This window comes from Exiguobacterium profundum, assembly GCF_001909285.1.
GTDB lineage: Bacteria > Bacillota > Bacilli > Exiguobacteriales > Exiguobacteriaceae > Exiguobacterium > Exiguobacterium profundum.
In genome coordinates, this window is sequence record NZ_MRSV01000001.1 from 291,659 (window position 1) to 304,739 (window position 13,081).

General features: G+C 48.8%; 12 protein-coding genes. 5 read left to right on the forward strand and 7 right to left on the reverse strand.

The genetic code is table 11. The features are described 5' to 3' along the window. Genes BBB58_RS01640 through BBB58_RS01650 form a run of 3 tightly spaced genes read right to left on the reverse strand, consistent with a single transcriptional unit; the run spans nt 1 to nt 2,650 of the window. Complete coding sequence (locus BBB58_RS01640) at nt 1-744, reverse strand: AAA family ATPase (protein ID WP_208606721.1); 744 nt, start codon at nt 742-744, stop codon at nt 1-3. Continuing rightward, complete coding sequence (locus BBB58_RS01645) at nt 735-2,003, reverse strand: sensor histidine kinase (protein WP_074035090.1); 1,269 nt, start codon at nt 2,001-2,003, stop codon at nt 735-737. Before BBB58_RS01645 ends, BBB58_RS01640 begins: the two co-directional genes overlap by 10 nt. Further along, nucleotides 2,000-2,650, reverse strand: coding sequence for a response regulator transcription factor (locus tag BBB58_RS01650; protein ID WP_074035091.1), 651 nt, complete (start codon nt 2,648-2,650; stop codon nt 2,000-2,002). The genes BBB58_RS01645 and BBB58_RS01650 overlap by 4 nt, the downstream gene beginning before the upstream one ends. A 143-nt stretch (nt 2,651-2,793) precedes the next feature. Between BBB58_RS01650 and BBB58_RS01655 the strand changes: the two genes are divergently transcribed. Beyond that, the gene (locus BBB58_RS01655; RefSeq protein WP_015880358.1) at nt 2,794-3,360 is read left to right on the forward strand and encodes a hypothetical protein; all 567 of its coding nucleotides are present in this window, start codon (nt 2,794-2,796) and stop codon (nt 3,358-3,360) included. Nucleotides 3,361-3,414: 54 nt separating this feature from the next. Here BBB58_RS01655 and BBB58_RS01660 read toward each other — a convergent pair whose 3' ends face one another. Continuing rightward, on the reverse strand, nt 3,415-5,331 hold the full coding sequence (locus BBB58_RS01660; protein ID WP_074035092.1) for an endonuclease MutS2: 1,917 nt from the start codon (nt 5,329-5,331) through the stop codon (nt 3,415-3,417). A 458-nt stretch (nt 5,332-5,789) separates the two neighbouring features. Between BBB58_RS01660 and BBB58_RS01665 the strand changes: the two genes are divergently transcribed. From BBB58_RS01665 to nagE, 3 genes are read left to right on the forward strand one after another with little or no spacing between them, the layout of a single operon-like run. Further along, nucleotides 5,790-6,278: a PTS sugar transporter subunit IIA gene (locus BBB58_RS01665; protein WP_015880356.1), complete on the forward strand. Its 489-nt coding sequence runs from the start codon at nt 5,790-5,792 to the stop codon at nt 6,276-6,278. Between the two features lie 20 nt (nt 6,279-6,298). Then, nucleotides 6,299-7,147, forward strand: coding sequence for a PRD domain-containing protein (locus tag BBB58_RS01670; RefSeq protein WP_074035093.1), 849 nt, complete (start codon nt 6,299-6,301; stop codon nt 7,145-7,147). Further along, complete coding sequence (gene nagE / locus BBB58_RS01675; RefSeq protein WP_015880354.1) at nt 7,144-8,634, forward strand: N-acetylglucosamine-specific PTS transporter subunit IIBC; 1,491 nt, start codon at nt 7,144-7,146, stop codon at nt 8,632-8,634. Before BBB58_RS01670 ends, nagE begins: the two co-directional genes overlap by 4 nt. Before the next feature lie 285 nt (nt 8,635-8,919). On the opposite strand, the gene htpX is transcribed toward nagE, so the two are convergent. Both htpX and BBB58_RS01690 read right to left on the reverse strand, forming a co-directional pair. Continuing rightward, nucleotides 8,920-9,804: a zinc metalloprotease HtpX gene (gene htpX, locus BBB58_RS01685; protein ID WP_074035094.1), complete on the reverse strand. Its 885-nt coding sequence runs from the start codon at nt 9,802-9,804 to the stop codon at nt 8,920-8,922. Between the two features lie 18 nt (nt 9,805-9,822). Further along, complete coding sequence (locus BBB58_RS01690) at nt 9,823-10,371, reverse strand: LemA family protein (protein WP_074035096.1); 549 nt, start codon at nt 10,369-10,371, stop codon at nt 9,823-9,825. Between the two features lie 128 nt (nt 10,372-10,499). Here BBB58_RS01690 and BBB58_RS01695 point away from each other — a divergent pair, with 128 nt between their 5' ends. Beyond that, nucleotides 10,500-11,684 (forward strand): amidohydrolase, encoded by a 1,185-nt coding sequence (locus tag BBB58_RS01695; protein WP_074035098.1) that lies wholly within the window; start codon nt 10,500-10,502, stop codon nt 11,682-11,684. 9 nt (nt 11,685-11,693) lie between these two features. Here BBB58_RS01695 and BBB58_RS01700 read toward each other — a convergent pair whose 3' ends face one another. After that, nucleotides 11,694-13,022 carry a hemolysin family protein gene (locus BBB58_RS01700; RefSeq protein ID WP_031424263.1) on the reverse strand — a complete coding sequence of 443 codons (1,329 nt, stop codon included), beginning with the start codon at nt 13,020-13,022 and terminating at the stop codon, nt 11,694-11,696. Nucleotides 13,023-13,081 lie beyond the last annotated feature (59 nt).

The following is a 13,081-nucleotide window of genomic DNA, read 5'->3' on the forward strand; positions in this document are numbered from 1 at the left end:
TTACTCTTCAAACAAGATTCGCTGCATCCGTTCCGGTGCCTGTAAATAGTCACGCATCACCCTCACGTGCTCGAGTTCGTCAAACGACGTCGGGGAGAGTCCCGTTTCCACTTGTAAAATCATCGCACCCGGATACGACATCAAGATGGGTGAATGACTCGCGATGATAAATTGACTCCCGGACTGGACAAGTTCATGCATGCGTGCGAGCATCGTCAGTTGGCGCATCGGAGACAATGCGGCCTCCGGCTCATCCAAAATGTAAAGCCCTTCTCCACGAAATCGGTGCAACATGAGGGAGAGAAACGCTTCCCCATGCGACTGTTCATGAAGAGAACGTCCGCCGTATGATTCATAAAACCGCTCAGGATCTCGTCCTAATTTCGCCATCTCATCCACATAACTCGACAGCTGGTATGCCGTCTCGGCGCGTAAGAAAAAGCCATCCTTTGGTCGATATGGTCCTCGAATCGGACGCAACGCCTCATACAACGAGCTATGTGTCGACTCTGTTTCGAATTGGAAGGACGGCGCCCCGCCTTCCGGATTGAATCCGGCCGCCACCGCCATCCCTTCAATCAACGTCGATTTCCCACTCCCGTTCTCTCCAACAAGAAACGTGACAGGATGATGAAACGTCAGTTCATCGAGTGTCTGAAAGATTGGTAACGAGTACGGATAACCCGTTGAATGAATGCGTTCCCTCTCTAACCGTACCCCTCGTAAAAATAAAGTCATGTCCATCCGATCCAAAACGTCGCCCCCTTATCTGAATCGACCCCGTAAGAAAGTCCTTGTGCGTCAAGAAGTAATTTCGTGATAGCGAGACCTAAACCATGGCCGTTGGAGCGATCTCCTTTCACATACATATCCCATATCGCATGCTGAATGGAAGGATCAACCCCGTTTCCTTCGTCGGTCACTTCTAATCGCTTCGGGGTTAGAGTGATGGTGATTCTTCCCCCGACAGGGCTCGCCTCATACGCATTGCTTATGAAATTCGAGAGCACTCGTTCCATCGCCAATCGATCAGCTTGGATTGATACTGTTTCGAGTCGGAGGTCGAGTGTCACGTCTTTTTGTCGGAACCACTCAGACATGCGTGGCGTCAACCGACGAACCAATTCATCCAGTTGAATCGATTCCATTTCAAGGGGAATCGAACCTGCGGACAATTTAGAGTATTCGAGCATCTGATTGACGAGTCGGTCAATCCGGTCCACTTCCTCGGTAATGCTTTTACCGGTTGTGGCCATCTCTGTTTCATGGACGACACCGAGCTCTAATAGTTCCGCCTCGTTTCGAACGATAGCGAGCGGTGTACGCACATCGTGTGTGACCCCAGAGATAAATGATTTTTGAAGCGCCTCTTTTTCTTGAAGTGATGTGTTCATCTGTCCGATGGTGACGGTCAAATCCCCAATCTCATCGTTCGTCACGCTCGGCAAGCTAACATCGTGTCGCCCCTCCATAATGGATGCGGTCGCTTGTTTCAACTCGACGAGCGGTTGCGTGAGCCGACGACTCATCCAATACGTGACAGCGATTGCGACAAGTACGGCCAGAATAAACCCACCCGCTAAGATGAGGTAGATTTGCTGGAATTGTGGATTCGAGAACGGAACGGGGCTATACGTCACGATTTGAATGTCCCCTTCTTCTTGTAGATACGTCAAGAAACGAGTCCCATTCACGCTCACTTCGTCCTGAATCGCTAAGTCATTCGGGTCGAGGCTGATCGGCATCATGCGATGCATCCGTCCGCCTCGTTCGAACTCGATTCGTTGTCCATTTTGGAATACAAGCACGTCAAGTTGCCCCGGGATTCCACGTCCCTCTTGAATAGCTTCATACACAATCGCCGCCTCACGCTCCAATTGTGCGTACGTCTCATCTTCTGCGAAGCGTCCGATCAATAATGACGTGAGTCCGAATGTTAAGAGTGCCATCACGGCAAGTGGTAGAATGGCCGTCCAAAGTAACTTCTTCATTAATCGATTCATGACAGTCCCTCTAATCGATAACCGACCCGGTGCACCGTCTTCAATTGTTCTTTTAAGGTCGGCGATTTGTCCCGCAGTTGTTTAATATGGGTGTCGACCGTTCGTGTATCTCCGACGAATGCGTAGTCCCATACGTCGTCGAGCAAGCGGTTCCGGTCTAACGCCTCCCCGACATGTTTCCAAAGATACAGTAGCAATTCATACTCTTTATTCGTCAATCGAAGCGGATGTCCGTTCTCTTGTACCATTCTCGATTTGACGTCGATGGTGAGCGCCCCGAACTGAATCATATCCGTCTGTTTCACGAGACGCTTCAATCGAATCTCCAACTCTTTTAAAACGATGGGTTTGACTAAATAATCGTCTGCACCGAGTTCCAATCCGAACACGCGGTCATCCGCCTCCCCGCGGGCCGTCGTCAAGATGATAGCGGGTGTAGGATGTTGCGCTTTCAATGTCGGAATCAAGGTCCAGCCTTCTCCGTCAGGGAGACGGACATCCAATAAGACCGCATCAAACCGTTGATGTAACTGTTGCTTCGCCTCACTCAAGGTCATCGCCACGGTCACCTCAAATCCGGCATATGTTAAAAAGCGGGACATGCCGTCCGCCAGTTTTAGTTCATCTTCCACAACGAGTACGTTCATCTCATATCGCCTCCACCTCCATTATATCGTACCCATCGAACGTCCCACCGTTTCCCAAAGACAATTTGCAGAAATCTTGCAACTCCCTCACAACTTCTAACGCCTTCAGTCCTACACTTGAATTAACAAAGGAGGAGATACACATGAAATCAACAAAACTAGCAATCGCCTTAGCCGGTCTATTGGCCGTCTCAGGCACAGGCGTATATGCCGCGACGAATGACACGACGACTGATGAATCACCAACGACGGAATCCACACAATGCGAACGTGGTGAACGAGGTCCTGGTATGTTCGGTGACCGGGAAGCAGGTCATGCCGCTCTCATCGAAGCGCTCGGTTTAACGGAAGAAGAAGTGGATGCGGCTCGCGAAAACGGGCAATCTCTCCCTGAACTCGCAGAAGAAAAAGGCATTTCAATTGAAGCGTTCATCGACGCCATCATGACGTCGCATGAAGAAAAACTCGCAACCGCTGTGGAAGAAGGGAACTTGACGCAAGAAGAAGCCGATCAAATTCTTGCGGATCACGAAGAACGGTTTGCCGATGTGACAAGTTACGATGACTTGGAAGATATTCGTGGTATGCGAGGTGGACGTGAAGGTGGTCGTCATGGACACGGTCCACACCATGATGATACTTCTTCTTCAGATGACGATGCTTCAACAGAGAGCGACAGCAACGTAGAAAATCAAAGCAACAGCTTATAAGTCAAAAGGGCAGTCACTCGCGGTGGCCGCCCTTTCTAAATGAATCTAGACATTTTATTTCCGGTTAGATTGCTCTTGTTTCTTCCTTTCTCGGATCTCTTTCTCTACTCGTCGTAACGCTTTCTTCGATCCCCGGGCAAAGTCGTGAGCCTCCTTACGTTCCTGATACGTCGTGAACAACGTATCTAAATCATAGTCAGCCGGATAGAGCTCTGTCGCACGTGCCTCAAGACGAACGCGGCGGCTCGGCAACTCTACATATTCCGCATCTACGAACACGCGGACATGTCGACGCGATGCATCAAACGAATAGACAAGACCGACTTGATTCGTCTCTAACAAGCGGACACGGTCACCTTTTTCAAAGTGCTCTGCCTCTTCAAGTGGTACCATTTCCACTTCTCGCGTAATTTTAGAATCATCGACTTTCGTCATATCATACGTTTTCTCGTTCATGTAACGGGATGCCTGTTTCAGAATCGATTCCGGTAACTTCATCTTACGGGCGATAAAGAGGGCGTTGCTGTCGCCAGACTGTCCCATGAGCAGTCTGTATTTCGGTTCAAGCGTTTCCGGGTCAAACTGCATCGCAGCGTTCATGAAATCCGGGTGCGCTTCAGAATACGATTTGATTTCTCCGTAATGCGTCGACGCCACAACAATCGCGCCCCGTTTATATGCCGCTTCTAAGATGGCAATTGCAAGAGCCGCCCCTTCGTTCGGTTCCGTCCCGCTTCCGATTTCATCGAATAACAAGAGCGACCGTTTTCCAGCGGTCTGCATGATATTCGCCACATTGTACATGTGTGCAGAGAACGTACTGAGTGCCGACTCTAAATCCTGATTATCTCCGATATCGACGAACACCTCATCAAATGTCGAAATGACTGTATCGGTGTGAGCCGGGATATGCAGTCCCGTCATCGTCATGAGACTAAGGAGTCCAATCGTTTTCAAGACGACCGTCTTCCCTCCGGCGTTCGGTCCGGTGATGATCAAGCCGCGATAGTCTGTACCGATGGCAAAGTCGAGTGGAACGGCGCTTTCTAAAAGTGGATGACGTACTTGCTTCAATCGGATGCGACCGCTCGCATTGACGTGTGGTGTCACCCCGTCAATCGACTGACTGTACTTCCCTTTGGCGAAGACCATATCGTACTGGGCGATGACATCGAGCGTCGATTCGATGTCAGGAAGGACTTCTGTCACCGCTCCCGTCAACGTCGCTAGCACTTGATACACCTCTACCGCTTCTTCTGTACGCTTGACGACAAGTTCAGCGTTTAACTTCGCGATCGCTTCCGGTTCGATAAAGACCGTCGTCCCACGATTCGATGTATCCACAATCGTCCCTGCCACTTTATGCTTATAGGAAGCTTTGATTGGGATGGTGAAGCGATCCTGTTTTTTCGTGACGAATCCGTCTTGGATCATCTCGCGATTGGCGGCGCTCTTTAAGAACTTGTTCAATCGTTCCTCGATTCGTCCTTCTAAAATGTCGACTTGCTTCCGAATCCGCTTCAACTCTTTTGATGCTTCATCGACGACCTGTCCGGCTCGAATCGATTGTGTGATGTCTTCTTCTAACGTCCGCCATTCGCCCATTCCTGAAGCATAAGCCGAAAGAAGCGGTGCAAAGAATTCATGCTCGAGCATGAATCGCTTGAGTTTGCGTGCCCCTCGTAAAAACTCGGCGACCGCTTCAAGCTCTGTTGCCTCGAGTTGGATGCCTCGTTGCAGTTTTCCGATAATGGTCTCCATGTCAGACACACCGATGAACGGGACGTGTGACGTCGCATCTAAAATCGCTCGGGCTTCGGATGTTTCTTGCAGGCGCTTCTTCACCGTCGTAATGTGGCTCGTTGGGCGTTGCTGTCTGAGTAATCGTCTCCCGAATCCGCTGATGCAGAAGCGTTCTACTTTCATCATCAATTCGCTGTATTGTAATTTTTCAAATGTTTGTTCGTTCATGTTTCTCTCTCCTCAAATGATAGAATCGAGATACCGCGCAAACAAAAAAGCGTCGGTCGATGACGACCAACGCAAAAAGACAGACGGGTGTCTGGCAGTTTTTGATGGGCGGTATCTGTAACGGAACATGACGGCATGACAAAAAGACGTGTCATCCGACATTTTTCAGTTCGTTAGGCAGATACAACCTCACTCATCAACATGCAACACCTTTCTTACTTAGATTCGCCCTTACTATACAATAGATTCGTTCCCTTGTAAAATTTTAGAGAACGCTTTCAAAAAAAGACTTGTGTCTCAAACCAACACATGTTATGTTGAACGTGAAGAAACGAATAGTGATCACATGTGACTGATTCGATCAGGCATGGGGTAAGACGTACGGTGCATGCCACCCGTCTATACTCCATGCCTGTTTTGTTTTTCGGTGTTTTGTTTCAAGAAAGGATGTAGTAGACATGCTATGGAATAAGTTAATGAATCGACACAAACCGACACTGCACTCACCAATGGAAGGAGACGTCATTCCACTCGAACAAGTTGCGGACCCGGTCTTTAGTGAAAAAATGATGGGCGATGGCATTGCCATCACACCAACAGACGGTGCCGTTGTCTCACCGGCTGATGGAGAGATTGTACAAATCGCTCCAACAAAGCACGCCATCGGCATTCGGACCGAGGATGGGGCTGAGATTTTGATACACGTCGGACTCGATACCGTTGAACTCGAAGGTCGACCATTTGATCTTCAAGTAGATGTGGGCGACCACGTCAAGACGGGACAGCTGTTACTCACAGCAGACTTGGCGCAAATTCATCAAGCTGGTAAGGACACGGTCACGCCAATGGTCGTGACGAATGGTGGCGCACTTGCCCATCATTACGCCTTCACGTTCACGAAGGAAGCTGTTCCGGGCAAGACGATTGTCGCCCGAGTGGAAGCGTGACTCCGGAATAAGGAGGACACATGATTAAAATCAAAAAGATTCTAAACAACAATGCGGTCATCGTCTCAGACGAGGGTGAAGAAAAGATTGCGATTGGCCCTGGCGTCGCGTTTAAAAAAGCGAAGAACGACATCGTCAATCCCCATAAAATCGAAAAGTTGTTCATCATGCCAGAGAATGACAAGTTCCAACAGTTATTGAGCCGGATTCCCGTTGAACACTTCACCGTTTCCGAGGATATTATCTCTTATGCGGAAAGACGTCTCGAGACATCGTTCAACGAACATATCCACATTGTCTTGACCGACCACATCTCGTTCGCCATCGAGCGGGAAATGGATGGCATCTCATTACGCAACAAACTGTTGAACGAGATTAAAATCCTCTATCGGAATGAATATGAGATTGGACTATGGGCGATTGAGCATATCGCTGAAAAGCTCAACGTCCAAATGCCGAAAGACGAAGCTGCGTTCATCGCGCTTCATATTCATACGATGAAAGTGAAAGGAGGTGATTTACGCAAGACGGTCAAACAGACAACAATTGTCCGCGACATGATTCAATCGATTTCACGACGACTCGATGTATCCATTGAAGAAGATGACTTATCCTACCAACGATTATTAACTCATTTACGGTTCGTCATGGATCGGGTCAACCATTACGATCATCATACGATTGATGAAGACATGCTCCGCATGATTCAGACAAAGTTCACCTCTGCCTATGCGTGTGCATCAGATGTCGCAAAAGAAATGGAAGAGACCTATGGCATCGTCTTGCCCGAGTCAGAACTTGGTTATATTACGCTTCACATCCAACGTCTACAAGATCAACACCATCAAAAAGGAGGAAATCAACAATGATGAACTTTTTCCAACGTCTCGGACGTTCCCTCATGTTACCGGTCGCCGTACTACCGGCTGCTGCCATTCTCATGGGGATTGGTTATTGGATTGACCCAGTCGGCTGGGGATCTGAAAACATTGCCGCTGCATTCTTAATTAAGGCAGGGGCCGCTATTATTGATAACATCCCAATTCTGTTCGCAGTCGGGGTCGCGCTCGGAATGGCTAAGAACCGTGACGGTTCAGCAGCACTAAGTGGACTCGTTGCCTTCTTGACGGTCACAACGCTTCTCTCCGCAGGAACGGTAGCATTGTTCCAAGGAATCGACGTAGAAGCCGTCAACCCGGCATTCGGTAAGATTGGGAATGCTTTTGTCGGGATTCTATCCGGTCTCGTCGCCGCTTCCATGTATAACCGCTTCAGTCAAGTCAAATTGCCAGATGCTCTCGCCTTCTTTAGTGGGAAGCGTCTCGTACCAATCATGACAGCCTTCTCGATGATTCTTGTATCGGTCGCACTTTATTTCATCTGGCCGGTCGTCTATACAGGTCTCGTCGGTTTCGGTGAATCGATTTCAAAACTTGGCGCATTCGGTGCCGGACTTTACGGATTCTTTAACCGCCTCTTGATTCCAACCGGCCTTCACCACGCCCTCAACTCTGTATTCTGGTTCGACGTCGCAGGAATCAACGACATCGGAAACTTCTGGTCAGGTCAAGGTGAAAAAGGTGTAACGGGGATGTACCAAGCAGGTTACTTCCCAATCATGATGTTCGGTCTTCCGGCCGCAGCACTCGCGATGTACCACACAGCGAAAACGAAACGGAAAAAACAAGCCGCTTCACTTCTTCTCGCAGCGGCATTCGCTTCATTCTTCACAGGTGTAACAGAACCGCTCGAGTTCTCATTCATGTTCCTCGCTCCTGTTCTTTACCTTGTACACGCAGTCCTTACAGGAATTTCGCTCTTCGTTGCAGCAACGTTCCAATGGACAGCTGGCTTCGGGTTCAGCGCAGGCTTGGTCGACTTTATCTTGAGCTCACGCTTGCCGCTTGCGAACCAACCGTACATGCTCATCGTTCAAGGTCTCGTGTTCGCAGTCATTTATTACGTCATCTTCCGCTTTATGATTGTGAAGCTCAACTTGGCGACGCCAGGCCGTGAACCAGATGAAGTCGTCGATGCGGTTGCAAGTGAGACGGCAGACGGTGAAGCGAAAGTCGCTCCGGTCGCATCAGCTTCAGGTAGCGAATACTCAGCAATGGCACATATGATTTATGACGGTCTTGGCGGTGACAGCAACGTCACAGGCATCGAGTCGTGCATCACACGCCTACGCGTCGATGTCAAAGACATGGATACGGTCAACCAAGATCAAATCAAAAAAGCCGGTATTCCGGGAATCAAAGTCGTCAGTCCAAACCATATTCAAGTCATTGTCGGCACAAACGTTCAGTTCGTCCTCGATGAGATTGAAAAAATCCGTAGCCACCGCGCCGGATAAATGTCGAAAGCCACCTCATTCAGGTGGCTTTTCTTGTTTGGCTGTATATTGTTTGTAAAATTGAATGAAATAGTAGAGGAAGATCCACGGTAAGATGTACTGTGTGAGCCACATGAAAACCTTAAGTACTGTATGTACAATATATGGCCCTAGCCCAAATAAAAATAATGCGACTAGTAAAGCGCCGCCTAAACCTATGTATATCTTTTTATTCAACTCATCCACCCCCTTATTTTCCCAGTTCAGTGTAACATAAAGAGCCTGCCGCAACCGGACAGGCTCTGACTACATTTGACGAAGTCGGGAAATGCGTTCGACCGGATCGGGATGTGTTGAGAATAGACCACTCACTTTCTTCTTGAGTGGATCGGAGAAGTAAAGTGGTGCCGAGGCACTCGACGCTTGCTCGACCGGTGTCTCGACGTTCGCAATCTTCTCAAGCGCTGAGGCGAGAGCATCCGGGTTGCGGGTCAGTTCCGCCCCACTCGCATCTGCCAAAAACTCACGATTCCGTGAAATCGCCATATTGATGAGCATCGCGATGAGCGGTGCCAACACCAACAAGACGAGTCCGATGATCAAAAGGATGGGATTCTGGTTTTGATCGCGTCTTCCACCGATACTTCTAAAGAACAGCATGCGCGACCCGATATCGCTCATGATAGCGATGACTGAAACGAGTGCGAGCGTGACCGTCGAGAGTCGGACATCATAATTTTTAATATGCGCGACCTCGTGCGCAATCACCCCTTCTATTTCTTCGCGCGATAATCGATCCAACAGTCCCGTCGTGACGGCGACAGCCGCCTTTTCTGGCTTCAACCCCGTCGCAAATGCGTTTGGCGATGGGTCGTTGATGATAAAGATGCGCGGCATCGGCACTCGCGCGACCATCGCCATGTTTTCGACCGTATGCCATAAAAAGCGGTGCTCTTCCACCGATGTCACTTCTTGCGCCCGATTCATCTTCATGACGATGTTCGTACTCGACATGATGACGATACCGACATAAAACAACGAGAAAATAGGTGTGAAAATTAAACCTGGAACTGCGTCCCCGTAGTTGACGTAGGAAATCGCCGCCCCAACGAGAAGGACGAATAGGACAAACCCTGTGACGATGAAGACCGTCTTCACTTTATTCTTTCGAATCTGTTCATAGAGGAGCATACGCGCCACCTCGATTCATCAAAACGAAACGCGAACGTTCTCGCGCTCTTCGGCACGTGCCTCGAGCATATCGCGCTTTTCGAAATGATGGACGGAAGCGATGATGTTCGTCGGGACCGATTCGATTTTCGTGTTATATTTCATGACCGTATTATTATAGAGCTGGCGCGAATACGCCACTTTGTTTTCTGTCTGCGTCAATTCTTCCTGCAACATCTTGAAGTTCTCATTCGCCTTCAAATCTGGGTACGCCTCACGAAGCGCGAAGAGATTTTTCAGTGCTCCACTCAATTGATCGTTCACTGCCATCTGGTCTTGACGATTCGACTTTTCTCCGAGCTGGTTTCTCAGTTCGACGACCTTTGTAAGCGTTTCTTGTTCATGTTTCGCATAGCCTTTCACCGTTTCGACCAAGTTCGGAATCAGATCATACCGCCGCTTCAACTGTACATCGATTTGAGCCCATGCCTCATCGACCCAATTTCGATATTTGACGAGCCCGTTGTACATCGAAAAATAGATGAGTACAAGCACGACAACCGCTACAATCGCAATAATCCACCCCATGTTGGCACCTCATTTCTTCATTTTCTCCTGTATTAATTCCCTTTACTCGTATAAGATAAGCTTAACTTTCATAACAATTTGTAAATGAATTCATTTCTTGACATGGTAACCACAAAGGAGTGTTCGCAATGATCGTCACGCATGCCGAAGTACGTTTGACCGAGTTGTTCGAAGAAATGGTGTCCCTAAGACGCCATTTTCACCAATATCCTGAACTGTCTTTTCAAGAAGTCGAAACACCAAAGATGATTGCCTCGTATCTCCGTGAACTTGGGATTGAAGTACGTGAGCACGTTGGCGGCAATGGGGTCGTCGGTCGAATCAAAGGCGGTGACGGTCCGACCATCGCATTACGTGCCGATTTTGACGCCCTTCCCATCCAAGATGTGAAAGATGTCCCGTATCGTTCAAAAGTGAACGGGGTCATGCATGCGTGTGGACACGATGCCCACACGGCGACACTTCTCGTTTTAGCGAAAGTATTGACTGAGATGAGCCTTCCAGGAGACGTCGTGTTGATTCACCAGTTCGCCGAAGAATTGGCTCCAGGTGGTGCCAAACCGATGATTGAAGACGGCTGTCTCGACAACGTGGATTATATATACGGTGCGCACATTTGGACGCCACTTCCGTTCGGAACGATTGGCGTGAAAACAGGTCCTGTCATGGCTGCGGCAGATCGCTTTGAATTGACCATTACAGGAAAAGGTGGACATGGCGCGATTCCGCAACATACAGTCGATGCCCTCATGGTTGCCGTGAACGTGGCGAATCATCTCCAACAGGTCGTCAGTCGGCGAATCGATCCGCTCGAACCTGCCGTGCTGACCATCGGTACGCTCCATTCCGGGCAAGCGTTCAACGTCATTGCCGAAGAAGCCAAATTATCGGGTACCGTGCGTACATTCACTCGGGAGACGCAAGAAAAAATCATCTCCGATATGGAGCGGATCATTCGTTCCGTCTGTGAAGCGAGCGATGCTGATTATGAATTGGAGTATATAAAAGGATATCCTGCTGTCGTGAATCATGTGACCGAAACGGAACTCGTCCGTGAGAGTGCGGTGGAGGTCGTTGGTGCAGACGGTGTCATTGAGATGGCACCACTTATGGTCGGGGAAGATTTCGCTTATTATGTCGAGCACGTTCCTGGTAGCTTTTTCTTCACAGGAGCAGGAAATCCCGAGCTCTCCGCAATCTTTCCGCATCATCATCCCCGCTTCGACGTGGATGAACGAGCGATGTTGCACACAGCCCAAGTCTTGTTAGGAGCTTTACGACGAACGTGGATGACACACGAAAAAGAGGGCTGATGCATCGCATCAGTCCTCTTCAGTAATTGGTTCTTTTAATTCTGAAACAAGCACTTGGTCGACACGCTTTCCGTCCATATCCACGACTTCAAAGCGAAGACCATAGGCTTCGACCACATCGCCTCGTTTCGGAAAATCACCGAGTGCGTAAATGACGAGTCCTGCGAGCGTATGATAGGAGTTGCGCCCTTCATCGAATCGGTCATCCCGAATCTCGAACGTTCGCTTCAAATCCTCGATCCCGAGTAACCCATCCGCCAAATATGATCCATCTTCACGACGTACCACTTCCGGTGTATCCTCTTCAATCATCACCTCTCCGACGATTTCTTCTAAAATATCGAACAAGGTGACCATGCCAAGGAATCCGCCGTATTCATCTAAAACAAAGGCGATTTCGACGCCATTTTTCTGCATCATTTGAAGCACCTGGCTCGCCTCTCGCTGTTTTGGAACGATGAGCGGCTGTTTGATGCGCTTCAAAATCTGTGACGGCTCACGCAGTGTCGGCAACGTCAAGATGTCACGTACGTCGATGTACCCGACAAAATCGTCAAGCGAGTCGCGTCCAACCGGTAACTTGTTATGTTTACTTTCATAGATCGATTTCTTCATATCGTCCATGTCATCTTCTAAGTCGACCCATTCGAGCGTCGTCCGTGGTTGCATGAGCTCATAAATCAATTGATCATGAAACGCAAAGACCCGTTCGACTTGTCGAACTTCTTCATGAGCGAACTGCCCTTGCTGGGCGCCTTCAAACAAGAGTTGTTTGATCTCGAGCTCAGTCTCCCCACTCGTCTGTTCCGCCTTCAACCCTAACAATTTGAACAAAAAGAGTGTCGATTTCGATAAAATCCAAATGAACGGTTTCATCACTTTACTGAATAAATCGAGCGAAGGAATAATCGCCATCGTGACTTTCTCAGGCGAAACGAGCGCAATCCGTTTCGGGACCAATTCACCAATGATGAGCGACAGATACGTAATAATCGTAACGACGGCCACATAAGCAACGGTTCCGGCATACTGCGTACTCATTCCGGCTTGTTCAAATGCCGATGCGAGCGGTGCCGAGAAGCGTGCGCCCCCGTATGCCCCGTTAATAATCCCAATCAATGTGATTCCGACTTGAACGGTCGACAACAAATCTGTCGGGTCTTTCGAATAATGAAGCGCAATCTTGGCACTTCGTTTTCCTCGATTTGCTTCAACCTCAAGTTTTGCAGGTTTCGATGAGATGAGCGCAATTTCTGTCATCGCAAAAATCCCGTTCAACACAATCAAAAACAAAACAATCAACAAATCAATCACTATGGAAGAATCCACTTTTTTCATCACCTCAGCTAATTTTTAAAGCATACTGCTTCATTTTATCAAAAAATCGTTACCAACCT